Origin of the sequence: Desulfatiglans sp., assembly GCA_012513605.1 — a bacterium.
Taxonomy (GTDB): domain Bacteria; phylum Desulfobacterota; class DSM-4660; order Desulfatiglandales; family HGW-15; genus JAAZBV01.
Genome location: JAAZBV010000134.1, coordinates 77,972 through 104,387, shown reverse-complemented (window position 1 = coordinate 104,387; position 26,416 = coordinate 77,972). Strand labels below are relative to the sequence as shown.

The following is a 26,416-nucleotide window of genomic DNA, read 5'->3' as shown; positions in this document are numbered from 1 at the left end:
TGCGGGACTTAACCCAACATCTCACGACACGAGCTGACGACAGCCATGCAGCACCTTGTTTTGGGTCCGGTTGCCCGGACGGACGCTGTTAGACGCCCTTCCCTCACATTCTAGTCCAGGTAAGGTTCTTCGCGTTGCGTCGAATTAAACCACATGCTCCACCGCTTGTGCGGGTCCCCGTCAATTCCTTTGAGTTTTAGCCTTGCGGCCGTACTCCCCAGGCGGAGAACTTAATGCGTTAGCTTCGGCACAGCAGGGGTCAATACCCGCTACACCTAGTTCTCATAGTTTACAGCGTGGACTACCAGGGTATCTAATCCTGTTTGCTCCCCACGCTTTCGCGTCTCAGCGTCAGTATTGGTCCAGAGAGTCGCCTTCGCCACGGGTGTTCCTCCCAATATCTACGAATTTCACTTCTACACTGGGAATTCCACTCTCCTCTCCCATACTCAAGAATGATAGTTTCAAATGCACTTCCTAGGTTAAGCCCAGGGCTTTCACATCTGACTTATCATACCGCCTACACGCTCTTTACGCCCAATAATTCCGAACAACGCTTGCACCCTCCGTATTACCGCGGCTGCTGGCACGGAGTTAGCCGGTGCTTCCTCTGACGGTACCATCAGATTCATATACTATTAATAAATGAACTTTTTTCCCATCTGACAGAGCTTTACGACCCGAAAGCCTTCTTCACTCACGCGGCGTTGCTGCGTCAGGGTTTCCCCCATTGCGCAAAATTCCTCACTGCTGCCTCCCGTAGGAGTCTGGACCGTGTTTCAGTTCCAGTGTGGCTGATCATCCTCTCAGACCAGCTAACCATCGTAGCCTTGGTAGGCCATTACCCTACCAACTAGCTAATGGTGCGCGGGCCCATCCTTAAACGGCAACTTTCAAGAAGAGGTCACCTTTCATAATTTAAACCGGGGTTAAAATCATAATATTCGGTATTAGCGTCGCTTTCGCGAAGTTATCCCAAATTCAAGGGTAGGTTACCCACGTGTTACTCACCCGTGCGCCACTTTACTCTCTCCTGCAAGCAGGAAATTTCTCGTTCGACTTGCATGTGTTAGGCACGCCGCCAGCGTTCATTCTGAGCCAGGATCAAACTCTCCAATTATGTCGAGTTATATTATTTAAAGCCAAAACTTGGCTTTTACATCTATTTGACCCAAGCGGTTACACTATTTAGTTTTCAAAGAACAATCTGCCTGAATCTCTAGTCAGACACTGTTTTGGTCATTCCTCCAAAAGAAGAAAACGAACTTTACCTTTTTTATTTTTTACTGTCAAGCAATTTATTTTATTTTTTTAAGAATTTTTTTATTAATTCTTTTTAAAAAAATTGCTTACGATATCAACGATATATTCCTGTTCTTCTTTGTTCAACTCTGGGTAAACAGGGATTGCTAATGATGTTTTTGATGCTTTTACAGATACCGGAAAATCGTCTGATTTATAGCCAAGGTATGAAAAACATTTTTGTTCATGTAGCGGCACAGGATAATAGACCTCACAGCCTATTTCATTCTTTTGAAGATACTCTTTTAAGAAATCTCTTCTTTCTCCTGCGTTAATAACATATTGATGATATATGTGGCGCTCTTCCTTTTGAAAGGGCAACCTGATATCGTTTACGTTTTTTTCTTCAAAGAGCGTTTTGTAACTGGACGCGTTATATATTCTTCCATCGGTCCATTTGTCAAGATATTTTAATTTTATTTTTAATATTACCGCCTGCAGGGCGTCAAGCCGGAAATTACCCCCTACAAAATCATGGTAGTATCTTTTGACATCACCATGATTGCGATAAATCCTGAGCATTCTATTAAGGGCTTCATCATTACAGGTGATTAACCCTCCTTCACCAAAAGCCCCAAGGTTCTTTGTCGGATAAAAACTAAAACAGCCGTAATCACCCATTGTGCCGGCCCTTTTTACACTTCCATCACTGAACCTGTATTCAGCCCCTATGGCCTGGGCTGCATCTTCAATAACAATGAGGCCATATTCCTTCGCAATAGCTAAAATAGGCTCCATGTCTGCGCACTGTCCATAAAGATGGACAGGGATTATTCCTTTGAGATGCGACCTCTCTTCATCGGAGCAACCTGAAATATACTCCCTTATCTTATCCGGATCTATATTGTAGGTATCTTTATCAATATCTACAAAAACCGGCCTTGCGCCAACCCTGGCTATTGCGCCGGCAGTAGCAAAAAAGGTATATGGTGTAGTGATAACAGAATCACCCTGACCTATACCTGCCACCATCAGTGATAATATTAAGGCGTCACTCCCTGAGGAGACGCCTACCGCGTATTCGCAGCCACAGTAATCAGCAATTTTCCTTTCGAAATCTTCGACATTAGGACCGCCGATAAAGTACTGGGTTTCAAACACCTCTAAGGCAGCGGATACCACCTCATCTCTGATAGAGTCATACTGCTTCTGTAAATCCAGCAAGGGAACTTTCAATTAAAATTACCTCGAATTATTTTCCCGAAAGAACGAATGTACTAATCAGATGCATTCAGGAGCCGGGATATTTAACAGAGCGACATAAAATAGTCAATAGAAAAAACTATTAAAAACAAAAAAGAGAATACAGAAAAGAGGAAATTTAAATTGGAGATCATAAATCAGATATCAGAGATCAGCAGCTCAAGAGCCTGAGAGCTAACATGCCGGTAAAAGCCCTGCTGACTTCCAGCCTCTCACTTCTTATCTCTCGCTTTCCTCTTTCCTATTTCCTGTTTCCTGTTTTCTCTGTACTCATCTAACAAGCTCAGACACAGGGACTACTTCGAACTCTTTCATCAATTGCTCTGTATATTTTTTTAAAATATTCAGAGTTTTAAGATGCGGGTGACCTATGCCTATGGCCTCTCCTCTGTTTCTGGCTATGCCTAAAAGACGTTCCATCTGATAGACGAGTGTTTTTTCATTAAGATCATTATCTATAAAAAGACTTTTCTCGGCAGCTGGTATTCCTAATGCCTTTGCAACCTTGAAGGCCACTGTAAGGTTTGTTGTACGGCTGTCTATGTAGTAAAGATCGTGCTTCTTTATCTCATCAAGCACATATTTCATTCTGATATAATCCTCGGAAAAGAGAGACCCCATATGGTGATTTACCCCCTTTAAGCCAGGGAGTTTTTTTATATCTTCCCTTACTATTTTCTGAATGGTCTCCCTGTCCATATTAAGCATAAGCGCATCCTGCCCAGGATTAATACCTGGGTATCCTTTAGGCTCCATAGGGAGATGAAGAAGCATCTCCTTTTTTCTCTTTACTATATTTTGTGCAATCTCTTTTGAATAGGGCGTATCAGGCAACACAGAAAGGCATACAGGTATTTTAAGCCCCATAAAGGCATCTGCAATGGCACTATCATAACCGATATCATCTATAATAAAGGCTACCCTGGGCAGTTTAGCTATCTTCTTTGTTGTATTAGCAGTCCTGAGGTGCAACTTCAGCCTGTGTGTTGGAAGGTTAAAAACAGTTATACTTAAAACAGCCAGGTCACCAGAAGATTTTTCTGTCTTAAGGATGACATCATGACCCAGCATAACTATTTTTTTTGTTATTATTGTTTCAAGCCTGTTAATGAAATCCGGGTTATCTATAATAACTGAGAGTTCGGTAAAGTCCCAGTCAAGGTTGGTTTCATGCCTGGGAACAACCTTTGAAAATGAAATCGCCTCTTTTTTTATCCCAAGACTGTATACTGATTCATAGATTACATGATCGACCTTATCAATAGTCTGCTTTAACCGGCTTGATATAACATGCTCTTCTTCAAAAGCGGGGGGTGGGGATATTAACCTGCGAGCATGATTAAAAATAAAGAGGCCTGCTGCAATAACAAGAACCAGTAGAACCAGTATTACCTTTATTTTATTAACAGCAGAACCTTTTTCCCTCTTTTTTTTCATATTCAGGCAGATACTTAACTATGGTTTACCGGAAGGCCCACCAGATTCTATCTGTTGTATCACACCCCAGGATTTCAACACCTGCACTGCCATTCTTATCTGGTTATCCCTGTCAAGCCGTTCCATATAAAGGGTATCATCATCCTTTTCTTCTCTGGCATTAGCCGGGTCTTTTTCTTTAACACCTTCACCCTTTTCCTCTTCTTTACCTTTTCCAGGTGATTTTTCTATTTTCTGTTTCAGGCGGTCAGGGGCAGATTCCTTTTTTGTATCAATAGTGGCATCCTGCGTATCTTCATTTTCATTTATCATATGATTATCAAGATCCTCTTCTCTCATGAGAAGAGACACTTCATCTTCCTCTTTTTCTTCAACCGGGGCATACTCAAGCTCGATATCAGGGTCTATCCCGCTTACCTGTATTGATCTGCCGCTCGGGGTATAATATCGCGCACTGGTCAGCCTGAGGCCTGAGCCGTCTGACAGTGGCACAATGGTTTGAACAGAGCCCTTTCCGAATGTCTTTGTGCCCAGGATTAACGCCCTTTTGTTATCCTGCAGTGCCCCAGCCACAATCTCAGATGCACTGGCGCTTCCTCCGCTGACAACAACAATCATTGGCCACTTTCTGTCTGAGGGGCTTTTTGTGGCAGATTCAATGATATCCTGCTCTTTAATCCTGCCCTTAGTGCTTACAATGGCTCCCGATTCAAGGAAGACATCAGAAACCCCTATGGCCTGTGTGAGCAGGCCGCCCGGATTATCCCTGAGGTCAAGGATAAGCCCCTTTAACGGTTTTTCCTTTTCCAGTTTTTCAAGGGCAGTTAGGAGCTCCTCTGTGGTATTGCCCTGGAAATTTTTTATGCGAACATAACCGATTTCATGATCAAGCCTGTAACTCCTTATGCTCTGAAGAGGAATAACATCCCTTATGAGGTTAAAGACAAGGGGTTTATCAACGCCTTTGCGGCTGATGGTGATTTTTACTGTGCTGCCTTTTGGCCCTCTTATCAGCTTTACCGCCTCGGTGGAGGTCATATCAATTGTAGTTTTATCATCAATCTTTAATATCCTGTCCCCTGACTTGATACCGGCCTTGTAAGCAGGGGTATCTTCAATGGGTGATATTACAGTCAGGACATCATCCTTTACGGTAATCTGCATCCCCACACCTGTAAAGCTTCCCTGGGTTTCAACCCTTAGATCGTCATGTTCTTCCTTTGTCATGTATGTTGAATGGGGGTCAAGGCTCTGCAGCATTCCTTTTATAGCCCCTTCTATAAGCTTTTTCGTTTCCTGAGGCTCAACATAATTTTCCTCCACCTGACGCAGCACCTCGGTGAAAAGCTCTATATTTCTGTAAACATCGTCTGCATCTTTGTTGTCCTTAGCATCACCACTGTAGCCATTTGCTAAAAGTACAGCTACCAGAACAAGTAAAATGGTAAATAGGCCTGTGATCAGTCTTTTCATGAGAAAACGCATAATTAACTCCTGTCAGGATCAGATTAAAAGAAAATATTCTACCCCACAAAATTTAAAAAGGTCAATTAACTTTTAACCAGTTTAGAGGATTCAGGTTTTCATCCCCTTTTCGGATTTCAAAGTATAATGCCGGCCCGGTTGAAAGCCCTGCCTCGCCCACATACCCTATTACATCGCCAACCGAAACCATGTCTCCCTTGTTTTTATCAAGTTCATGAAGATATGCTGAAATTGTGAAATACCTATCTCCGTGATTGATAACTATAACCTGTCCATACCCCTTTAAGACCCCCGAATAGTCAATCCTGCCTGGAAATACGGCCATTACCTGGGAGCCTGAGGGCGCATCAATGTATATGCCTTTAGTATTTTCAATCGCCCTTTCCCCTGTTTTTTTAATATTCTTCAATATCTTCCCCTTGAGCGGGAGGGGCAACTTCCCCTTTGATCTTCCAAAATCAGATGGCAGCCTGATTTTCTCTCTCTTTGAGATGTTCTCAAGGTTTGCAATTGTCTCCTTCATGCTGTCAGCGGCTGATTGCAGCTCATTAACAGCTACCCCGTAAAATTCCTTTTCGCTGTGTATCCTGGCAAGAAGAAGCACCTCCTTTTCAAGTACCTGCCTCAATTCATTCAGGTTTTGACTTTCAGCCTCTTCAAGACCTGAAACAGCTGCAATCTGTCTCTTAATTTCAACTAACTGGTGGCTGTATTCGGCTTTACGGAGGGCAAGGGTATTCATAATCTTTCGATCTTCATGCATTATAACCCTGAGGTACTTCATAATATGATTCAAAACATTGAGGTCATCAGTTGATAGCAAAACCCTTAGATAGCCCCTTTTTGCATTCTTATAAAAGGCGACCATCCTCTGTGCAAGCACCTCTTCAGAAATATTTAATTCCCCTTGGATTTCATTCAGGATTTTCTGCTGCCTGCTGAGTTCTTTTTTTTTGGTGCTTATTTCAGATTCCAGTTCGCCAAGTCTTTTCTTTTTTTCACTGATCTCCGTTTCAATATTGGTAAGCTCCTCAAGAATATCCTTTTCCTTCACATCATATTTAAGATATTTTTCCTTTTCCAATTTAAGGTCATTTTCTATCTGCTCTATCTGTTTTTTTTTGATTTCAGCCTCGGTCAACTTACCGGCAGCAGTAAACGGAAGGAAATAAATAATTAAAATCAGGGCAATTGATAAATTTTTTTTACATAATAAAGACATTTGTATTACCGGTAAGATGGTAAACATACTGACATTTGCAAAGATATAATGCTCATTCCCTGAAAAACCTGCCTATGGCCACCAAACCGCCAATAAAGCCCAGAATCAAACTGAGGCCAATAACAGCTATTGAATACGTAAGTGGTAAAAATTGAAAATCAATCAGGGGAAGCCCGAATACCTGAATGGTCTTTAATGAAAACAGTGAATAGATACCTAGAAGTATCCCATATGAAAAAATGCCCCCGAGTAATCCCTGTATAGTGCCTTCAATCAGGTACGGAACCCTGACAAACCAGTCAGTAGCTCCCACCAGCTTATATATCTCAATCTCATCATGCCGTGAGTATATGGTTAGTTTTATGGTATTGGTGGTAATAAACAGTACAGCAGTGCAAAGGAATCCCCCTGTTATCATGCCTATTACCCTGAGCATGTCCATTACCCCCTGAAAACGCTCTATCCACTGTTTGTTGTACTGCACCTCATCAACACCATTTATCTGTTCAAGGTCTATCTTTATCTTTTCTGGGTCCACCCTGTAATCCTCTGTTTCATGAAAGATTACCTCATATGACCCTGGTAAGGGATTTATCTTCAGACCTTCAAGGAGACCGGCCTGATCTCCAAGATGGTCCTTCAGGCTGGCCATAGCCTGCTCTTTTGTGATGAACTCCTTTATTTCTGACCCTTTCAACCCTTTTATTGCAGACTCGATCTTTACCCTGCCCGCTTCATCAATCTCATTTTCAATATAGACAGACATTGAAAGGGCCTCCCCCCAGTCGCCCAGCCAGTTTTTGATATTCACAGACAAGAGCAGAAAAAAGCCGAGGAGGAGCATGGAGATGGTTATTGTCCCGATGCTGATCATATGAACAAGCCGGTTATACATGATATTGGAAAGCGCTGTTCTTAAAAAATATATGCTTCTTCTTATAATCATCTAATTGATCTCTTTAATAATCTGTCCGCCTTTAAGTATGATTATCCTCTGCTCTGTATTTTCCAGCAGTTCCCGTGAGTGTGTGGCAATAACTACAGTAGTGCCGTTCATATTAATAGTTCTGAAAAGGAGCATAATATCCTTTGTAATATCAGGGTCAAGGTTGCCAGTGGGCTCATCAGCCACGAGGATCAGTGGATTATTAATAATGGCCCGTGCAATTGCAACTCTCTGCTGCTCACCGCCTGACAGCTGAAGGGGAAATGCCTTTTCCTTCTTTTCAAGCCCTACAGCCTTGAGCGCCTGATGCACCTTCTTTCTAATAACTGCGGGCCTCTCCTCACTTACCTCAAGGGCAAGGGCCACATTCTGATACACAGTCTTGCTGTTCAGGAGCTTAAAGTCCTGAAATACAAAGCCAATCTTTCTTCGTAACAGATCCAGGTTCTTTCTTTTAATTCTTATAAGATTGATATTATTTATAAGTATCTGACCCGATGTCGGGGTATCAGCACCAAATATGAGCCTAAGCAGAGTGGTCTTGCCCGCACCGCTCGGGCCAGTAACAAAGACAAATTCGCCCCTGTGTATATGAAGGCTGACATCATCTATAGCCTTGCTGACACCATAACTTTTTGTAACTCTGAATATCTGGATCATGGGAGATCGTACCTTACAAAGATCTATCACAGATAATAATGTAACAGCTATTAATATGAATTTTACTTACACAACCCGGCGCAAGGCACAGGGCTCAAGGCACAAGGAAAAGGCTTTCATATTTTTTCCCCTGCGCTCTGAGCCTTGTGCCCTGCACCAGATTATCCCACCTCTTAGCCTCCACAGGCAACTCAGTTTAAACAACCAACAATGCCAACTATACCGACCTTAATACTCCCCCAGCGCCCTTAACAGGGCCGCCTTTGCCAGGGAATGATCATACAGGGCGCTGTAATAATTCACCCTTGCCTGTGTTAAAAGGGTCTGGGCATCAAGTACCTCGGTTGAGGTTGTAACCTGCGCCTTATACCGCTCATTACTTACCCTCAGGTTTTCCTCTCCCTGTTCAACTGCCTTTTTTGCAGATGGTATCCTTTTTTCTGTCTCCTCAAGATTCAAAACTGCAATTTTTATCTCAAGCTTTATCCCGTCTTCAATTGACCTTCTTGTATTAATAAGCTGCTCTTTATTCAGCTCTTTCTGTCGCACCGAGTAGTGATCACTGCCCCAGTTCCAGATATTCCATGACAGATTGGCCATTGCCTGCCACCCGCTCGAATCAAGCAGTGCAGATGACCCGCTCACAGATGGTGAATCTCCTGATTTTGTATAGTTATATGTGAGTGAGACCTCGGGGTAATATTTGCTTTTAGCGAGCCTTATCTGCTGGTCTATCTGCTGATCATTAATCTCAACAGACCTTATCTCCGGTCGTTTTTGAAGGGCCTGATCATAAAACCTGTCAAAATCAATTGGCTCAATGGTATAGTCCTTGATGTCCAGCACCTCAACAGGGGTGTTAATCGGTCTTGAAAGAACAATATTAAAAGAGGCCCTTGCCAGTTTTGCGCCGTTCTGTGCCTTTATCAGGTTCTGCTCGGAATTGGCCAGCTCCACCTCTGCCTTTAAAAGATCATTAACCGGGATCATCCCCACATCATAAAAATTCTGTGCGACCTTCAGATGCTCCTCGAGCGACTCCACTGCGCTTTGAGCGACCAGAACCGCCTTATCCGCCTTCAGGATATTGAAATATGCCTCTTTGGCATTAAGGGCAATATCCAGCTTTTCTATATCAAGCTCCATATTGCCCAGGTCTATCCCGAGTCTGGATAGTTCATACGCGCTTGTAAGTGCAAACCCTGTGAAAATGGGCTGGGTTATTGTCCCCTGCCACTGGTAATTGTTTTTTGTACCAAGCGGAACACTGATAGTAGCATTAGGATCATCCGGGGACTGCATGTCCCATGTATTTACCTCCCCTTCCCTCCTGTAACTGTATGTGGTGCTGAACCTTGGCAACAGGTCTGCCCTTGCCTTTTTCTTGCCATACTGCGCCTCTTCTATTGCCTGCTCCTTTATTTTTACCCCCCAGTTTTTGTCTATGGCCTCTTTCACACTCTTCTCAAGGGTAAAAACCTCTGAGTTCGTATCATCTGCTGAAACCGCAGCAACAGTAAAACCATATGTAAATGCTATGAATAGTGCGATCATTAGTAATTTCTTTATATATCCTGACATTATCTGCCCCCGTACACTCTTTATCTGTAATATATTTATATCCAGAGTTACCTTTATAATTAATCATATGAATGGAATAAATGTAATTCCATAAAACAGCATATCAAATATGTCAATGTCATTCATACCTTTCCAGGGGGAATGGTGAATAATTCAGACAATTTGATCCTGCAGTTTACTTGACTTAAAAAGAGAGAGAATTTACATTGAAGCAGTTTTAAACAATATTTGTCATTAGAGGGGTTATATATGGATAAAAGAATAATCAAACAGCTTATCCTGGTTGCAATCCTCCTTTTCATATTTATATGGGTAAAAAGAGATGACCTCATATCATATGCAGGTATAAGACCGGCTGATGAAACCCTTGATTTAAAAGGGAAGGATAAGAGCTCTGAAAACCGTCCGATTATCTTATCAAATGATGAAGAGATAAATATAAGGGTGTTTGAAGAGAGCCATCCGGCTGTTGTGAATATCTCCACTGTTACCCTGAGCGTTAATTTCTGGCGGCAGATCACCCCAAGGGAGGGGCAGGGATCAGGGTTCATAATAGACAAAGGTGGTTACATACTCACAAATAACCATGTAATAGAAAAGGCCAGAGAAATCAGGGTCACCCTTGCAGACGGTCAAAAACTGCCTGCCGAGCTGATAGGCCGCGACCCATATTCTGATATTGCTGTTATAAAAATAGCTCAGGACAAGATTAATGTTGTGGTGCCTCTTGGTGATTCAGACAAAACCAAGGTGGGGCAGAAGGCTATTGCCATCGGAAACCCCTTCGGCCTTTCTCACACCCTTACAACCGGGATTATCAGCGCCCTTGGCAGGTCAATAGAAACAGCAGACGGGATCGAGATAGATGAGATTATCCAGACAGACGCGGCAATCAACCCTGGCAACTCAGGCGGGCCTTTATTAAATTCCAATGGCGAGGTTATAGGTATCAATACCGCCATATTCAGCATGTCAGGTGGTAACCAGGGGATAGGGTTTGCGATCCCCATAAACAGGGCTAAAGAAATAGCAAATAATATAATCACGAATGGCCGGGTCCCCCGCCCATGGCTCGGTATTGAGAGCGTCGCTATTGATGATCAGCTCGCCTATGCATTAGGTTTTCCAACTGGTTACGGACTGCTCGTACAAAAAGTATTTCCGAACAGCCCCGCAGATCAGGCAGGATTACGTGGCGGGGACAGGTATGCAATCATTGGTGGCATGCAGATAGTAATTGGTGGAGACCTTGTTGTTTCCATAGATAATGAAAAGATCACCGATAACAGGAGACTGGTAAGTATCCTCAACAGGAAAAAGATAGGGCAGAAGATAGCAGTTGAATTCTACAGGGGAAAGAACCTAATGAAGCAGGAGATAGTGCTTGCTGAAAGGGACAGGACATCCATTTGAAATCAGGAAAGATAAATACAGATGTTAAAAATAGATTTTGATTTAAGGCAACTGGAAATCTTCTGTCGGGTTGTGGAGCTTAAAAGTTTTTCAAGGGCCGCTGATGCTGTATTTCTTGCACAGGCATCTGTGAGTGAGAGGATTGCAAACCTTGAAAAAGGTGTTGGCACCGTGCTTCTTGACCGAATGGGCAGACAGATTGTGCCGACAAAGGCGGGGGAACTGCTTTATAAACATGCAACCCGCATGCTTGATATGAAAAAATCGGTAAAACTTGAGATGGAAAAATTCTTAGGCCTGAAACAGGGGGAGATACTCCTTGGCGGGAGCACCATCCCCGGTGAATACATACTCCCCCGCATGATAGGCAGATTTTATGAACAATACCCATTTATATCTGTGATACTGACCGTTGCTGGAACCGGGGAGATCGAAGAGATGGTAGCAAATGGTGACCTGGAACTTGGTATTGTTGGGGCAGACGATTTCAATAAGGATATTGAAGGCCAGAAAATCCTGAACGATGAGCTTGTGCTTGTGATCAATAAAAACCACAGATGGGCAGCAAAAAAAACCATAACTCCCGATGAACTGAGCCAGGAGCCATTTATCTTACGTGAGAAAGGCTCAGGCACATTAAAGATTATGGAACAATATCTTAAGACCTGCCTGCATAAAGGTGTTGATGGGCTCAATGTTGTTGCAAGGCTGGGGACATCCACGGCCATAAAAGAGGTGATCAAGGCTAATTTTGGCGTCTCCATATTATCTTCACAGGCAATAGAAACAGAGGTGAAGGCAGGGATTTTAAAGACTGTAAAGATAAAGGATATGCCTCCTATGACAAGGCCATTCTACCTTATAAGGGATAAAAGAAGGGTGGCATCGCCCCTTTGCAAGGCAATGATCGATTTTCTTGTAAAGGTTTGATTTACAGGTTTTCTGAGATCAATTAATGCCAGCAAAAATAATATTAATAAAGGATATAACCGGACAGGTTGAAATCCTTCCTGATCAGGCAGGCAGGGACAGGCGCGTTATCAGGGAAGAAAAAGCGCAGGGTATTGCCCAAAGGCATAATATGAGCCTTTATGAGGTTTATCTTACCGCACTTAAAATGGAAATCCTGCCATATCGATATATAAGAAACCTGGACTCTATCACCTTAAATGATCAGCTTACCCTTGCACGGTCAGGGGTGTGCATAATTGGCGCAGGGGGGTTGGGTGGCCAGATTATACTGCTGCTTGCAAGGCTCGGAATCGGCAACATGATAATTGTTGATGGCGATAATTTTGATGAAACAAACCTGAACCGGCAGGCATTAAGCAGCACGGACTCCCTTTGCAGACCAAAGGCACTGGTAGCAAAGGAAGCGGTTGCAAAAATAAACCCTGCTGTTAATGTTACAGCATATAACGAGCGGCTCACTAAGAATAATGCAAAGGAGATATTTTTTAGTTCACAGGTTATTGTTGATGCGCTGGACAATATCCCTGACCGATTTATACTTGAGACTACCGCTAAAAAGATAGGAATACCCCTTGTTCACGGGGCGGTAGCAGGGTTTATTGGCCAGGTCATGACAATCTTCCCGGATGATGCTGGTATTAGAAATATCTATGATAAAGACAGGGGAGCAATACCTCCTGAAAAGAATCCGGCCTTAAAACTGGGGGTACCAGCTGTAACACCTGCAATAATAGCCTCTTACCAGGTAATGGAGACAATAAAGATATTGCTTGATAGAAAAAGGCAGTTAAGAAATACCATGCTTTACCTTGATGCCTCAAAATCCGAAGCCAGAAAACTTATTTTTCAGAAGGAATAAGAATATTTGCCACGGAGGACACGGAGAGCACGGGGTAAAAACTTAAAAAATTAACCTCCGTGACCTCCGTGGCGAAAGATGTTTTGTTTTTTTCACACACTGCATTGCTTCTATCGGCATTCCCTATCACAATATCATATTCAATCGGCTTTTCCAGCTTGACTTAAAACCTGTTCTCAAAGAGATTATTCAAAAATAAAATCTTATAGGCGGATAAATACTATGAAAGAGATAGATTGCAGAGGATTAAACTGCCCTGCCCCGGTGCTTAAGACAAAAGAGGCCATTGAAAAGGCGGGTTTAACCGGAATAACAGTAATAGTGGATAATGAAGTTGCCAAACAGAATGTTTCAAGATTCCTTCAGACCAAAAACTTTTCACCATCCGTGCGTGAAGAGGGGAGCAATTTTTATATTTCAGGTTCCCTGGAAAAAGAGTCAATGAGTCATGATGATACTCTACCCCAAAAAGAGGTTGGAACCTATAGGATATTTCTGATGATAACCTCCGATTGCATGGGACATGGAGATGATGAGCTGGGTAAAAGGCTCATGGTAAACTTTATCAAGACCGTAAAAGAGATGGATAATCTGTGGCAGATAGTCTTTATGAACGGTGGTGTCAAACTTACGCTCGACACATCTGATGCCTATGAAGCTCTCCTGAACCTTGAGGGAAATGGGGTACGCATACTATCCTGCGGGACATGTCTTTCGCACTTTAACCTTCTTGATAAAAAAAGGGCTGGAGAGACCACCAATATGCTGGATGTAGTAACAGCTATGCAGGTGGCGGATAAGGTGATAACGGTGTAAGAAGTCTATAGACTGTAGGCTGAAGGCTGAAGGCCAAAAACCACAGCCTAAAGCCTGCTATCGCCTATAACCTATCACCCATTACCCATTACCTACCGCCTATATCCCAAACCGCTATATTCATTGACATAAAACCCCATATTCCCTATAATCCCCTAAATTTTATATCAAATCCCGGAGGACAAATGGCAAACAAAACAGATTACAAAGAGGAATTAGACAGGGCGGTGGCGATATTTGACACCAACATGGGCACATTTGAGATCGAACTATTTATTAAGGAATGCCCCGAAACAGTATGGAATTTTATCAACCTTGCAGAGGGCAGGCAGGAGACCTCACGCAAGGGTAACTTCTATGACAAACTCACATTCCACAGGGTTATTGATGAATTCATGATCCAGGGCGGATGCCCCATAGGTAATGGCACCGGCGGACCAGGATATACATTCAAGGATGAATTCAACCCCGCGTTAAAGCATGATAGCGCAGGTATACTTTCCATGGCAAACGCTGGACCGAACACAAACGGAAGCCAGTTTTTTATTACCCTTGATCCCACACCTCACCTGGATAACCGCCATACGGTTTTTGGAAAGGTTATAAAAGGGATGGAAGTTGTTCAAAATATTGGCAAGATTGAAACCGGGCAGAATGACCGACCAAGAAAAGCGGTAATTATCAACACCGTGACAATAGAACGCAACCCGCAGGCGTAACAGCAGCACTGTTTTAATATAATCCGGAGGGCAGAAATCAGAAATGGTTTCTGCCCTCTCAATTTTCTTCTTGTACCTACGTTAACCGATGTGATGGGTAACAGTTTAGGCGCCAATTATCCCCTAGTCCAAAGCAAAAGTCATTGAATGCTTTACAAAATCTAAAAAACCAACTATTTTACCTGCTTTACAAATTCCGGGTTTTATATGTAAAGGTGATAATCCTCATATTTCAGATGAATTCCAGATAAAAATCCGGGCCAAAAGGAGAAACATGTCAGCTTCAAAGAAGATACAGGCCGCTATAACGCAGGCATCATGGATAAGAAAGATGTTTGAAGAGGGGGCAAAGAGAAAGGCCATTTATGGTGCAGATAAGGTCTTTGACTTCAGCATAGGAAACCCGAATATTGAACCGCCTTCAGAATTTAAAGAGATAATGAAGGAACTCATAAATGATACCTGCAAGGGGCAGCACTGCTACATGTCAAACGCAGGTTATGAAGATACCAGAAACATTGTTGCGGAATACCTCTCCACGCAACATAAAAAGATATTCTCCCGTGACGATATAGTGATGACAGTGGGTGCTGGCGGGGCGCTCAATATAATACTCAAGGCCATCCTTGATCCGAGCGATGAGGTAATAATACCTACCCCATGTTTTATGGAATACAGGTTTTATGTTGATAACCACCAGGGCATTCCAAAGTTTGTAACAAGCAAACCTGATTTTTCCATTGATCTTGATGCCATTAAAAATGCAATGACAGATAAAACAAAGGCAGTACTGATCAATTCGCCCAACAACCCCACAGGAAGAGTCTATCCGAGGGAGGAGCTGGATGCCCTTGCCTCGCTTCTAAAAGAATACAGTGAAAAAAAGGGAGAGACTATTAATCTTATTTCTGATGAACCCTATAAAAAGATCATCTTTGATGGCATAAAGGTGCCGAGCATATTCGAGGTGTACAAGGATAGTTTTATTGCCACCTCCTTTTCAAAGGACCTCTCCCTTCCCGGTGAAAGGATAGGTTATGCCGCCCTTAACCCTGATATGGATGACAGAGTAACTGTATCGTCAGCCCTTGTCCTTGCCAACAGGATACTTGGTTTTGTTAATGCCCCTGCCCTTATGCAGAGGGTGATTAACAGGCTTTTAAATGTGAGCATAGATGTGAGTATATACCAGAAAAAAAGGGATCTCCTGTGCGATGGCCTTGCCTCACTTGGTTATGAATTTTTCAGGCCCCAGGGAGCCTTTTATCTCTTCCCGAAAAGTCCGATAAAAGATGATATTGCATTTGTATCTGCGCTCAAGGATGAGAACATACTCACAGTACCTGGCACAGGTTGTGGAGGGCCTGGCCATTTCAGGATAGCCTATTGCGTTTCCGATGAAACAATAATAAACTCCATGCCAGGCTTTGAAAGGGCAATAAAGAAGTTCAAATAAAACAGGAGGTACCGATGTATTCAAAAATGTTATCTTTGAGATTCCCTGTAGAGGTGGTTAATGAACCCATTGTTGTAAATCTGGTCAAAGATTTTTATCTCTCCTTCAATATATTAAAGGCCACTGTCTACCCCAGAAAAGAGGGGTTAATGGTGCTTGAACTATCCGGCCACAAGAGCAACTATCTGAAGGGTATCAAATACCTCAAAGGCCTGGGCATAGATGTAAAAAGCATTGGTCATGATGTCAGGAGGGATGAAACAAAATGTTTCCAGTGCGGGGCCTGCACAGCAGTATGCCCGACCGGCGCGCTCTATATAAAACGACCCCAGATGGAGGTAATCTTTGACAACAGCAAGTGCAGCGCCTGTGAACTCTGTGTTGCAGCATGCCCGGCAAAGGCCATGGAGGTAAACTTTGACAGGAGCCTGCTTGAGTAAAAGGTATAAGATTATAACCCTGGGCTGCAAGGTCAACCAGTGTGAAACAGCCTCCATCCAGGAAAGACTTGCCTCGGAAGGTTACCAGCCAACAGAAGATTCTTTGAGAGCCAATATCATTATTGTAAACACCTGCATTGTAACACAGAGGGCATCATACCAGTCACGGCAGGCCATAAGAAGGGCCATTAAGGAGAACCCTAGTGCAAGGATTGCTGTTGTGGGCTGTTACCCGCAGGTCTTCCCGGAAGAGCTGAAGAAGATAGAGGGCATACATCTGCTTGCAGGTAACACTGACAAGCCTGGTATTGTCGATATCCTCATCAACCCCGATCCTGCCCCTTTAAATTCAGGCCATGTAAGAGGTGCCAGCGAAAAAAACCTCTTTGACACACCACCGGCAAAGAGGTTCATGGAGCGCACAAGGGCCTTTCTCAAGGTGCAGGACGGGTGTGACTCCTTTTGCAGCTACTGCATTGTCCCCTATGCGCGCGGCCCGATTAAAAGCATGAAGAATGATGATGTAATAAGAGCAATCAGCGCATTTGAGCAGGAGGGTTACAAAGAGATTGTGCTCACTGGCATACACCTTGGAAAATATGGAAAAGAGATCTCAGGGAAATCAGAGCTTGTCCCGCTATTAAGGCTGATAGCAAGGCAGAATCCATCTGTAAGGGTAAGGCTGAGTTCCCTTGAACCGGGGGAGATCGCCGATGAACTGATAGAAATGGTGGCCAGTGAGCCCTGGCTCTGCCGCCATTTCCATATACCCCTCCAGAGCGGTGACAAAGAAATACTGAAGAGAATGAACCGCCATTACACCCCTGACTATTATCAGCGGCTTGTTGCAAGAATACATGCGGCCATCCCTGATGCCGCAATAGGCGCGGATATTATTACCGGTTTTCCAGGTGAAGATAAGAAAGCATTTAACAATGGTTATTCGCTCATAGAAGACTCACCCATATCATATCTGCATGTATTCCCCTTTTCCCCCAGAAAGGGTACGCCCGCAGCTGGTTTTAAAGAACAGGTAGATACAGAAATAATAAAAGAAAGGGCCAGGCAATTAAGGGAGCTTGGTAAAAAAAAGAAAAACCTGTTCTATCGGTCATTCATAGGCAAGGAGCTGACCGTGCTTACCGAGGGGTGGGAGTCCGAACAGGATAAGACCATAAAGGGGTTGACCGATAACTACATCAAGATAGTGACTCATTCTGAAAAACCGATCAGGAATGAATTTATCAGGGTAACAGCAGAAAGGGTTCACAGGGATTATCTTGTAGGAATAAAAATTAATAATTAACCACGGAATACACGGAGAGCACGGAGAAAATTTTTATATTTATGCTAATGGCACCCACAGAAGAGTCACCCCTTTCTCCTCATGCCCCTTACCTCCTCTTTCCACCCCCTCTTTTTACGCCCCTTTACCCTTCTGGATTTATCAGGGTCATTGATGATATCAAGAAAAAATGAACCGGGGCTAAACTCCTTTACCTTCTCTTTTTTAACGGGGGGAGCTGCCTCTCTCTCCTGCAAGGCAGCCTTTGGCACAGGCGGCCCGGCGATAAACCTTTCCGGGATTTCATCTGCAAGATAAAGCCCCCCGAACATGGAGATATGCACCCCATCATGAACGGCCCTGCGGCTCATTACCTCTATTAACACAGGCATTTGATCCTTTCTTTTGCCTATCCTTTCAGCCATCTCTTTATCAGGTGAAAGGATATAAAAGTGATCCTCTCTCTTTATTAACCCATTCTCAATTACACTGACATGAGCCCTTCTTCTGACAGGGGTAAAAAGGATAGAAGGAATATCTGTGGTTTGAAGAGTTGTATCTAGAACCCAGTGCCTTGACAGGGCGCGGATATTCTTCCCATCTGTTTCAAAAATTCCCCTTTCTCCACTTACCAGCACCTCATTTATGCTGCCCTCGCTGGCATGCGGCATATCAGGCTCTTCATGCATCACCCTCACGAGATCCTTTATGGCCACAAACCCCTCAGGGTCAGGGACAATACCAAACTCATGGGGGCTGTGCCCGAGTATATAAACCATTAACCTGCTGAGGCTATTTGTCTTTATCCTGCTTTTCTGCACCGGTATGTATCAGCCTTTTTGATTGGAAAAGATATTAAAGCCAAATTATCCGTGATCAACCCCTGGTTCACCTGCCTGTATCATTAGCAAGAAAGGGCTCTATGGATTTTGCTGTGAGAGAACCAAGCTCCGTGATAAGGGCCAGGTCATCATCCCTGAACCCGTAAGGCTTTTCATGGGAATCTATATAAAGAACCCCCATAAGCCTGTTATCCTTTATTATAGGGGCGCACATGACAGAACCGATCTTTAAAAGTTTCAGGGTGCCTGACAGCTCAAGCTCCTTTTCATTTGTCACATTGGGGACTATAAGGGGTGTCCTGCTGGAGATCACCCTGTCAACGATCATCCTGCTGAATCCACCCTCCTGCTTCTCTTTCCCTGACCTTGATCTTGAGATAACCGTCTCCACCATTTTGCCGCTTGAGTTTTCAGTGCAAAGAATAATCACAACCCTGTCAACCCTCAGAAAATGGTTGAGTATGTGGTCAAGGAGCCTTCCTGCTACCTCGTCAACATCTGATGCAACATGAAATACATTATTTATGTTTGTGATCAGCTCCCTGTTCTTGATATCTGTGAATGGCCTGAAAAAGGTGGTGGCGCCAGGGTCTAATTCCTCCCTACCTGAGTGGCTATTTAATGACCCCAGAAATGACCTGATATGGTCAGGGCACATCTTTCCAATGCATATGAGTGTCATGCCTATTACAATAGGACAGTTTTCCTTTATCTCATAATATTCATCAGGGTTTATCCGGGTGCCATTCACATATGTCCCATTCTGGCTGTTAAGGTCCTTTACGAAAAAACTGCCGTCCTTTTCCATGATATTGAGATGGGTTCGGGAAACAGACATATCTGATATCTGTATGTCATTATCCTCTGAACGCCCGATATTGACACTGCTTCCAACAAGCTCAAAAGACTGGTTATGTCCATACCCAGAAAATATAAACAATTTTGCCATGACAACCACACCTTAAATAAGAAGAGCGATACTCGCTGATGCAATTATTTTTAAGCATGGAATATATCAGCCCTTTCCCTACAAGTCAAAGTCATTCTCAAAGGCTGTTTTTGTCTATACTTAAGACAATTTTTCAAAAAAAGACTTTTATTATCTGTCAATAGAGGTATAGTCATTTCTGACAAATTAACACCTGAAAATGCGCCCCTGAAGGGGTTCTTTTTAAAGGAAAATAACCTATTGTTTAAAGGAGCAATAAAATGTGTAGAAAAATGGCAGCCGCCCTCCCGGTTACCCTGATGGTCATTATGATGTTTTTCTCTATAGCATTAGCAGATGCTGACAGGGTTGCCATCGTTAATGGCAAGGATATCCCTAAAGATGAGTATGAAAGGGAGATTTCAAGGATCAAAAATCAGATATCTGCCCAGGGTGGAGAGATTGCCGAATCGGAAATGGCCGAGTTAAAAAAACAGGTTATGGAAAACCTTATCAGCATGGAGCTTTTATACCAGACCTCCCTTGAAAGAGGGGGCACAGTGGATCAGGCATTGATAGATAATGAGTGGGCACAGGTCACATCCAGATATCCTGACAGGAATGACCTGAAAAAGGCCCTGGATGATTTAAAGATAACAGAGGAGATAATAAAGGCCCAGATTAAAAAGGGGCTTACAGTTAATACATTTATTGAAAAGAATTTTGTTGAAAAAACAGTGATACCTGAGAGCGAGGCAAAGGCATACTATGACAACAATGCAGAGCGGTTTAATAAACCTGAATCGGTTAGAGCAAGCCATATTTTAATCAAGGTGGAACCTGCTGAAGATGAAACAAAGAAAAAGGCTGCCAGGGCAGAGATAGAAAAGATACAGGCAAAGGTTAAGGCAGGTGAGGATTTTGCCGCCCTGGCAAAGGAAACCTCCCAGTGCCCGAGCAGCAAGGAGGGTGGAGACCTGGGTGTATTTACAAGGGGTCAGATGGTTAAGCCCTTTGAAGAAGCCGCATTTGCCCTTGCACAGGGCGCTGTGAGCGACATTGTGGAAACCGAGTTTGGGTATCACCTCATAAAGGTTACTGAAAAACAGGCTGCAGGCAAATACAGCTTTGACGAGGTAAAGGTTAACCTTACAAATTACCTGAAGGAAACAAAGGTCAAAAAAGATTTGAGTGACTTTGTTAAAGGGCTCAGGGATAAGGCAAAGATAGAGACCTTTTAATTAACAAATTGTATGGCAAAAATCTGCTATCTTTCCGGTAAGACCGTCTCGGCCAGGCATAAACTCCTGTTGAAAATGATGGGGGAATCAGCTGGCCGTGGTTTTCTTCACATAGTCCCTACAAAAGGGCGTGTAATGGAGCTTGAGACAGACCCCGATTTCTGGATCAGGCGTGAGGTCAACACCCTTACAGGGGTGGTCCACCGTATATTTGAAGAGGATATAAGAGTTGACAAATATGCGGATCATTTTGCCATAGACCAAATGGCCTCCGAGATGCTCATCATGAAGGCCATCCAGGAGAGGGCTGGTGATTCTCACGGCCTTGCCTATTTCAACGCCCTTTTCACAGGGGATCAGAATAACAGCGAATTCACAGGTATCTGCCGGAACATCGTAAACTTCATTTCCACTATCTACCAGAACAATTATGAAGATATATATGCAAATGACCTTGGCGGCAGGATAATAAAAGCGGAGGCAAAAAGGCCCGGGACATCGAATGAAGGATATGCACTTGAGGAAGACCTCCTGTGGTTAATGGGCGACTATGAGGAGCTCAAAAGGGAGATCAGGGGATATGACAGCGATGACATATTTAAAGAAGTGCGGGATTTCCTTAAGGGGAAAAACCGGCCATCATGCATAAAACAGATTGACATAATCATACTGGATAGCCTCGCACACATAACAAGGATAGAAGAAGAGATACTCTTTTACCTGGCCGGTATCTCGAATGAACTCTGGTGGCTGATAGATTATGACAGTGATGGCCCGGACCCCATCACTGAATATAAAATAGCCTGCGGGAGCGAGGCAAAAAGAGGCGTTCCAGCCATTAAGGGGGAGCATGAGTCAAGCAGGGCATACTATTCCCTTGTCTCACTTATGGATAAACTCCATGAAAGCGGGGCACAGGCGACTACCTTGAGAGCTGTTGACGTGACTTATCCAAACCCATATGCAGGCACAATCTATTCAAACATGGATGACAGCACAGCCTGCGAATGCAACAGCCTCAAGATAGGGGCCTTTGCCACACAGACAGATGAGGTTAAGGCCATTGCATCAAGGATCAAGCAGATATTGTGCAAAAAAGAGGTTAATGGCCCTGTCAGCCCTGGTAACATCAGGGTGATATTCCCTGACCTTACCAATTATGCCCCGATTGTCTCTGAGATATTCACTGAGTATGGGCTCCCCTTCAGCCTCACAAAGGGGATACCCCTCTCTTCACACCCCCTCTCAGACCTCTTTTTGAGGATATTGGAACTCCCCATCCACGGCTTTAAGAGGGAGGATATATTCGGCCTCTTTTCATCAGCAATAATAAAGCACAAGTTTATGGGGTTTAAGCCCCCTGATTTCTCGCCTGATCTCCTTTCTGAAGAGATACTGCTACCTGGTGATAGTTTAGAGACCGTTTCCTCTTTCATGAATAGTGTGACCCCTGAAAATCCATATACCCTGAATATTCACCTGTTTGATACTGCCATGCAAAGGTGCGGCATGGAGAGGCTTGGCAAAAGGCTTGAAGAGATAAACGATGAAAGACCAGCTTATTTTAAAGAGATCTACATTGCCGCTATATCAGGGACAAAGAGCCGGGAAGAAAAGGATGGGCTTAAGAGGGAATATTATTCCTTTATTTTCCAGCGCATCCTGTTCATGAGAATGCTTGATCCCTTTATCTCTTTAACAGAAAAGGAAACCCCTGAAGGTATAGTTGAGGCATATAAAGAGATACTAACCCTTCTGGGTTTCCCGGCGAATATCATTTCTACTGGTAAAGGGGATAACGGGCTAACACCTGATATAAAAAGGGTGTTACTGAAAAGGGATATCAGGGCATTCACCCTGCTCAATGAACTCCTTGTTACAAGCCAGAAGGAGGTAAAGCTGGCACAGCGTTTATTTGACACAAAAAAGGGGGATATTGCCCCACTCTTTTTAAAGAGTTACAGGAACAGGATCAATGACAGGTATCTGCTTGATGAAAGAAACCCTGATGTAATACGCGTTTCACAGTGGCTTGAAACAAGGGGCCGCTCCTTTGACTACCTTTTTGCAGGCGGGCTCACATCAGGCAGTTTCCCTTCAAGAGAGCGGCCTGACTTTATCATACCGGAGGCATCAAGAGGCATATTCAGGATCATTGACCCGGTTGATCAGTCAAAACAGCTCTTTTGCAGTATACTCAAAAACTATGAGAAGGGGCTTTTTTTATCATACCCGTTGAGTATCTCAGAAAAACCTGTGCAGCCTTCACAGGTGATACAGGACCTCTATGCCCTTGTTAAAAACATGGACAATAAAGGCATATCAGGTGATGGGCTGATATGGGGGGCAGAAAAAGAGTATACCTCCAGGTCAGAGCTGCTTGATGCAAACAGGGCAAAGGCATTGACAAATGTGAATGGCGCGGATGCAGTGCTGAAGAATATCATTATAAGGGACAGATCAAATGAAGAGGATATCATAAGGGGTATAAGGTCAATTGCCTCAAGGATGGCGGCAAACGGCCTTTTTGAGTATGATGGCATAGTTAAAGATGCAGGTGCGTTTACTGATTTTATCAAAGATAACAGGAGGGTTTATTCATCCTCAAGCATTGAGACCCTTGCAAACTGCCCCATGAAATATCTTTTCCAGTATATCTATAATATTAAAGACCCGGATGAATTGACTGTTGATACCACCATGAGGGATTTTGGCCTGATTACACATGAGATACTGAGCCGGTTTTTTAACAAATTAATAGCGCTTGATACAAATATCAACAGCATGGGTATTGAGAAGGCCTTTGCCCTTGCATTGGATATTATAGAAAAATACATAAACAGCTGCCCTGACATGGGTCATCTTGATTTTACTGAGTATTTCATACAGGAACTCACAGCAGGGCTAATCCCTGATAAAGAGGCTGGCATGAGGCAGGGCATTATGGCATCCCTTATACGCTTTGAAAATGATGAATTTAAAGAGAGGGCGCCTCATGGGGTGGAGTATGAATTCGGTTTGGGAGAGAGGGAGGTAAGGATCGGGGATATTCGCATAAAGGGGTATATTGACCGGTTTGACAGGGATACGGTTTCCCCTGACAGGCTCCATATATATGATTACAAGACAGGCCGGATAAAACCCTCATCAAATATCAAAAAGGGGCTCGCATTCCAGTTACCCTTTTATATAAAGGCCATTCAGTCTGTAAAGAGTGAGGCCATGATATCCGCCTCGTTCTATACCCTAAAAAGGGATGCCTTTCTTGAAAAGGATGTATTGAAACAGCAGGCTGCCACAGGCGGCCCTTCGGGCGGGGTCGATATAACAGGGGTAACCCTTATAGATGAATTTGTTTTAAAACTCGCGGGGCTTATTGACAAAGGGCTTTTCCACCATTCAGCAGACGGGCTTACATGCGAATACTGCACTTACAGGTATGCATGTTACAGGAACAACAGGAGGATGGATTTTCTTATTGAAACCCCTTCAGGAAAGGGCATTTACTCCGGTGCAATGAATCTTTTGAGGTGGCAGGAGGTGGATGAATTCAGGAAGGAATGGAAGGGTATCAGGCAGAGCATGGAAAAGGCAGAGACACTCAAGACACCATCAGCAAGATTAAGACACACAGATGCGGTTAAGGGGTTCAGGAATGATCTGAATCAAAGGAAAACAGGGCTCCCCTTTACAACAGAGTACATGGATAGCCTTATGGCGGAGTTAGACCGGTTTTTATGCAGGTATAACCAGCCATAAGCAGAAGAATAAACAGATGCTACTTCCTGATCTTATTCTTCAGACAGTGCTCCCCCAGGTATGACAATATGATTACTGCCGCAAGTATCAGGATAAGGGGGTCGCTTATTATTTTTACAATAGTATCCATAAACAGCATATCGGCATAAAATACTGCCGGCTTTAACCTTTGGGCAGGTAAAAAGGAAAATTTTATGGACAGCCAAAAAAAAAGGTAATATATTCGACTTCCTTTTGTAAGGCCACTGTAGCTCAGTTGGTAGAGCACCTCACTCGTAATGAGGGGGTCAGCGGTTCGATTCCGCTCAGTGGCTCCAGTGATAACAAGCACTTACAGATTTATCACTTTTGCCTTCTCCTCATTTGCTACCAAATTGCTACCATTATTTTTAAAAATCACAGAATCAAGCCGTTTAGCAGACTCCTGATTGACAGTGTTCATAAGGTGTCCATATACATCCATCGTGACATTTATTGATGAGTGCCCCAACTGGTTTTGGATATATTTCGGGTGTTCGCCCTGATCTATTAAAAGGCTTGCAAAGGTATGCCTTAAATCATGAAAGCGTATCCTCCTGAGCCCTGCCCTTCTCAATGCGGGTTCATAATACCGCTTTACAAGGTTATTTTTGTCAATGGGCATCCCTTCTTCATTGGAGAAAACAAGATCAAGGTCATTAGGCTTGCTTGCCAATTTCCATTTTTTCAATTGAGTCATTACAGTTGGGCCTATATCAATCTTCCTTTTTGATGTTTCGCTTTTAGGCTCATAGAACCTGCCATGCTGAAAAGTTCTTTTTATTATTAACTGGGAGTTGTACCAGTCAATATCAGCCCATTTAAGTCCCAATATTTCACCCTGTCGCGCTCCCGACATAACAGCCACCATAAAGAGAGTCTTGTATTTTAAACCTTCAGTATTATCAAATAACTGCCTGATTTCATCCGGCCTGAAAATATCCATTTCATCCGATTCATTATACCTTGAATGCCCCTTTGGTTTTTCAACATCCTGAACAGGGTTATAATCTATATACCTCTGCCTTACAGCATACTTCATAATTCCATTAAGCATAATCAGGGATTTCTTAATATGGGGTATTGAAGCTCCCCTCTCTGTCTCATAGGAAATGAATTTTGTTATAGAGGGATAGTTTATCCATGTAATTTTAGTAGTGCCAAAGAAGGGTTGAAGATTTCTTCTTACATGGCATTCATATGCATCAAAGGTATGCTCTCTAAGTGATATTTTCTTATTCTTAAGCCATTGTTCTGCAACCTTTTCAAAGGAAGGAATCTTTTTATCAGGTAAATATGACCCATGATCAACCTGTTTTAAAATATCCTGCATGACTTTATTTGCTTCTGTTTTTGTTGCCCCTTCCTTTAATGTGCTCCACCTTCTCTTTCCATGCTGGTCATAAAAATCAATGACCCAGCGCCCCCGCCTCTTTTTTATGCACGCCATATTTTCTCCTTCTGAAAATTAATGTTTAACAGTTATTAAAAGATATATTGTAAGAATGTTTTATATATTATATTATATCATGTTGTATGTCAATTGATGTCTTGCTTTCTTATTAATAAAGATGTAATTATTACACTCATGGGAGAAAAAAAAATATTCAGCACAAGAGTTGATGATGACCGCATCAAGGACTTAAAACACCTTGCTGTTGATACGGATAAGTCTTTAGGCGAATTACTTGAAGAAGCCATTGAAGATATCGTCAAGAAGTATGAGAAGAAAATAAAGAAATAACCTACATAAGGTTGTTTATGTCTGCCAAACTATACTTTTTCCCGAGTGACCCCCAACTAAGGGAAAAGCTTGAAAAAATGTCTACTGA

At 43.2% G+C, this 26,416-nt stretch carries 21 protein-coding genes, 1 tRNA gene and 1 rRNA gene; 12 read left to right on the top strand and 11 right to left on the bottom strand.

All coding sequences use genetic code 11. The features are described 5' to 3' along the window. From GX654_18335 to GX654_18300, 8 genes are all read right to left on the bottom strand, one after another. Nucleotides 1–1,120, bottom strand: a 16S ribosomal RNA gene (locus GX654_18335); the annotation flags it as partial. Nucleotides 1,121–1,326: 206 nt separating this feature from the next. Then, nucleotides 1,327–2,478 carry a DegT/DnrJ/EryC1/StrS family aminotransferase gene (locus GX654_18330; GenBank protein NLD38822.1) on the bottom strand — a complete coding sequence of 384 codons (1,152 nt, stop codon included), beginning with the start codon at nucleotides 2,476–2,478 and terminating at the stop codon, nucleotides 1,327–1,329. A gap of 297 nt (nucleotides 2,479–2,775) precedes the next feature. Beyond that, complete coding sequence (locus GX654_18325) at nucleotides 2,776–3,942, bottom strand: divergent polysaccharide deacetylase family protein (GenBank protein NLD38821.1); 1,167 nt, start codon at nucleotides 3,940–3,942, stop codon at nucleotides 2,776–2,778. 18 nt (nucleotides 3,943–3,960) lie between these two features. Beyond that, nucleotides 3,961–5,427: a S41 family peptidase gene (locus GX654_18320; protein ID NLD38820.1), complete on the bottom strand. Its 1,467-nt coding sequence runs from the start codon at nucleotides 5,425–5,427 to the stop codon at nucleotides 3,961–3,963. 61 nt (nucleotides 5,428–5,488) lie between these two features. After that, entirely contained in the window at nucleotides 5,489–6,568 is a 1,080-nt protein-coding gene (locus GX654_18315; protein ID NLD38819.1) for a peptidoglycan DD-metalloendopeptidase family protein, read from the bottom strand. Between the two features lie 133 nt (nucleotides 6,569–6,701). Continuing rightward, nucleotides 6,702–7,595: an ABC transporter permease gene (locus GX654_18310; GenBank protein ID NLD38818.1), complete on the bottom strand. Its 894-nt coding sequence runs from the start codon at nucleotides 7,593–7,595 to the stop codon at nucleotides 6,702–6,704. Then, on the bottom strand, nucleotides 7,596–8,255 hold the full coding sequence (gene ftsE / locus GX654_18305; GenBank protein NLD38817.1) for a cell division ATP-binding protein FtsE: 660 nt from the start codon (nucleotides 8,253–8,255) through the stop codon (nucleotides 7,596–7,598). A gap of 228 nt (nucleotides 8,256–8,483) precedes the next feature. Then, nucleotides 8,484–9,836, bottom strand: coding sequence for a TolC family protein (locus GX654_18300; GenBank protein NLD38816.1), 1,353 nt, complete (start codon nucleotides 9,834–9,836; stop codon nucleotides 8,484–8,486). A gap of 249 nt (nucleotides 9,837–10,085) precedes the next feature. On the opposite strand from GX654_18300, the gene GX654_18295 reads away from it, so the two are divergent. From GX654_18295 to mtaB, 8 genes are all read left to right on the top strand, one after another. Next, complete coding sequence (locus tag GX654_18295; GenBank protein ID NLD38815.1) at nucleotides 10,086–11,249, top strand: trypsin-like serine protease; 1,164 nt, start codon at nucleotides 10,086–10,088, stop codon at nucleotides 11,247–11,249. 21 nt (nucleotides 11,250–11,270) lie between these two features. Next, on the top strand, nucleotides 11,271–12,179 hold the full coding sequence (locus GX654_18290) for a LysR family transcriptional regulator (GenBank protein ID NLD38814.1): 909 nt from the start codon (nucleotides 11,271–11,273) through the stop codon (nucleotides 12,177–12,179). 25 nt (nucleotides 12,180–12,204) lie between these two features. Continuing rightward, entirely contained in the window at nucleotides 12,205–13,080 is an 876-nt protein-coding gene (locus GX654_18285) for a HesA/MoeB/ThiF family protein (protein NLD38813.1), read from the top strand. A gap of 222 nt (nucleotides 13,081–13,302) precedes the next feature. Next, entirely contained in the window at nucleotides 13,303–13,896 is a 594-nt protein-coding gene (gene yedF, locus GX654_18280) for a sulfurtransferase-like selenium metabolism protein YedF (GenBank protein ID NLD38812.1), read from the top strand. A gap of 185 nt (nucleotides 13,897–14,081) precedes the next feature. Continuing rightward, the gene (locus GX654_18275; GenBank protein NLD38811.1) at nucleotides 14,082–14,615 is read left to right on the top strand and encodes a peptidylprolyl isomerase; all 534 of its coding nucleotides are present in this window, start codon (nucleotides 14,082–14,084) and stop codon (nucleotides 14,613–14,615) included. Nucleotides 14,616–14,889: 274 nt separating this feature from the next. Next, complete coding sequence (locus GX654_18270) at nucleotides 14,890–16,071, top strand: pyridoxal phosphate-dependent aminotransferase (GenBank protein ID NLD38810.1); 1,182 nt, start codon at nucleotides 14,890–14,892, stop codon at nucleotides 16,069–16,071. 14 nt (nucleotides 16,072–16,085) lie between these two features. Beyond that, nucleotides 16,086–16,511, top strand: a complete 426-nt coding sequence (locus tag GX654_18265) for a 4Fe-4S binding protein (protein ID NLD38809.1) — start codon at nucleotides 16,086–16,088, stop codon at nucleotides 16,509–16,511. After that, nucleotides 16,504–17,817, top strand: coding sequence for a tRNA (N(6)-L-threonylcarbamoyladenosine(37)-C(2))-methylthiotransferase MtaB (gene mtaB / locus GX654_18260; protein ID NLD38808.1), 1,314 nt, complete (start codon nucleotides 16,504–16,506; stop codon nucleotides 17,815–17,817). The genes GX654_18265 and mtaB overlap by 8 nt, the downstream gene beginning before the upstream one ends. Nucleotides 17,818–17,882: 65 nt before the next feature. Here mtaB and GX654_18255 read toward each other — a convergent pair whose 3' ends face one another. Then, nucleotides 17,883–18,575 (bottom strand): hypothetical protein, encoded by a 693-nt coding sequence (locus GX654_18255; GenBank protein ID NLD38807.1) that lies wholly within the window; start codon nucleotides 18,573–18,575, stop codon nucleotides 17,883–17,885. A 109-nt stretch (nucleotides 18,576–18,684) separates the two neighbouring features. Further along, nucleotides 18,685–19,587, bottom strand: coding sequence for an FHA domain-containing protein (locus GX654_18250; GenBank protein ID NLD38806.1), 903 nt, complete (start codon nucleotides 19,585–19,587; stop codon nucleotides 18,685–18,687). Nucleotides 19,588–19,847: 260 nt separating this feature from the next. Here GX654_18250 and GX654_18245 point away from each other — a divergent pair, with 260 nt between their 5' ends. The 3 genes from GX654_18245 to GX654_18235 all read left to right on the top strand — a co-directional run bounded on the left by GX654_18245 (nucleotide 19,848) and on the right by GX654_18235 (nucleotide 24,883). Continuing rightward, on the top strand, nucleotides 19,848–20,807 hold the full coding sequence (locus GX654_18245; GenBank protein ID NLD38805.1) for a peptidylprolyl isomerase: 960 nt from the start codon (nucleotides 19,848–19,850) through the stop codon (nucleotides 20,805–20,807). A 12-nt stretch (nucleotides 20,808–20,819) separates the two neighbouring features. Then, on the top strand, nucleotides 20,820–24,566 hold the full coding sequence (locus GX654_18240) for a hypothetical protein (GenBank protein ID NLD38804.1): 3,747 nt from the start codon (nucleotides 20,820–20,822) through the stop codon (nucleotides 24,564–24,566). 241 nt (nucleotides 24,567–24,807) lie between these two features. Further along, a tRNA-Thr gene (locus tag GX654_18235) sits at nucleotides 24,808–24,883 on the top strand. A gap of 14 nt (nucleotides 24,884–24,897) precedes the next feature. Here GX654_18235 and GX654_18230 read toward each other — a convergent pair. After that, nucleotides 24,898–26,034, bottom strand: a complete 1,137-nt coding sequence (locus tag GX654_18230) for a site-specific integrase (protein ID NLD38803.1) — start codon at nucleotides 26,032–26,034, stop codon at nucleotides 24,898–24,900. A 138-nt stretch (nucleotides 26,035–26,172) separates the two neighbouring features. Here GX654_18230 and GX654_18225 point away from each other — a divergent pair, with 138 nt between their 5' ends. After that, nucleotides 26,173–26,328, top strand: coding sequence for a ribbon-helix-helix protein, CopG family (locus GX654_18225; GenBank protein NLD38802.1), 156 nt, complete (start codon nucleotides 26,173–26,175; stop codon nucleotides 26,326–26,328). The last annotated feature ends 88 nt before the right edge of the window (nucleotides 26,329–26,416 follow it).